This window comes from Pseudoxanthomonas kalamensis DSM 18571 (genome assembly GCF_010211745.1).
Taxonomy (GTDB): Bacteria; Pseudomonadota; Gammaproteobacteria; order Xanthomonadales; family Xanthomonadaceae; genus Pseudoxanthomonas_A; species Pseudoxanthomonas_A kalamensis.
In genome coordinates this window covers 1-541 of sequence record NZ_PDWQ01000121.1, presented here as the reverse complement: position 1 = coordinate 541, position 541 = coordinate 1, and the positions used below count along the sequence as shown (strand labels likewise).

Annotated in this window: 1 protein-coding gene and 1 pseudogene; both read left to right on the top strand. The window is 66.5% G+C overall.

The features are described from left to right. The first annotated feature begins 23 nt into the window (after positions 1-23). Positions 24-344: pseudogene (gene grxD, locus CSC70_RS14320) on the top strand (Grx4 family monothiol glutaredoxin). After that, the coding region (locus tag CSC70_RS14315; protein ID WP_162457231.1) for an SDR family NAD(P)-dependent oxidoreductase at positions 341-541 on the top strand (201 nt) is incomplete at its 3' end. The pseudogene grxD and the gene CSC70_RS14315, both read left to right, overlap by 4 nt.

Genomic DNA, 541 nt, shown 5'->3' with positions numbered 1-541 from the left:
CCGCTCCCAGGCAGGAGAGTACAATGCCGGTTATGGAACGGATCCAGGCCGAAGTCGAACAACCCCCGGTCGTGCTGTTCATGAAAGGCGCCCCGCTATTTCCGATGTGCTAGTTTTCCAGTCGCGCCGTGCAGGCCCTGGTCGCCGCCGGTGCCGACCAACTGCGCACGGTCAACGTGTTGGAAGAACCCGAAGTGCGCGCCAATCTGCCGCGCTACTCCAACTGGCCCACGTTTCCGCAGCTGTTCATCCATGGCGAGCTGATCGGCGGCTGCGACATCACGCTGGAGCTGTTCGAAGCCGGCGAGCTCAAGCGCATCGTCAGCGAGGCGTACCAGCCGTGAGTTCGATGCAGGCCCAGTCGCAGTCGGCTGCCTTGTCGGGACGTGTCGTGCTGATCACCGGCGCCGCTGGTGGCCTCGGCGCCGCTGCGGCGCAGGCATGCGCGGCGGCAGGCGCCACGGTGGTCCTGCTTGGTCGCAAGGTGCGCCCGCTGGAGCGCATCTACGACGCGGTTGCAGCGCTGGGTGACGAGCCGCTG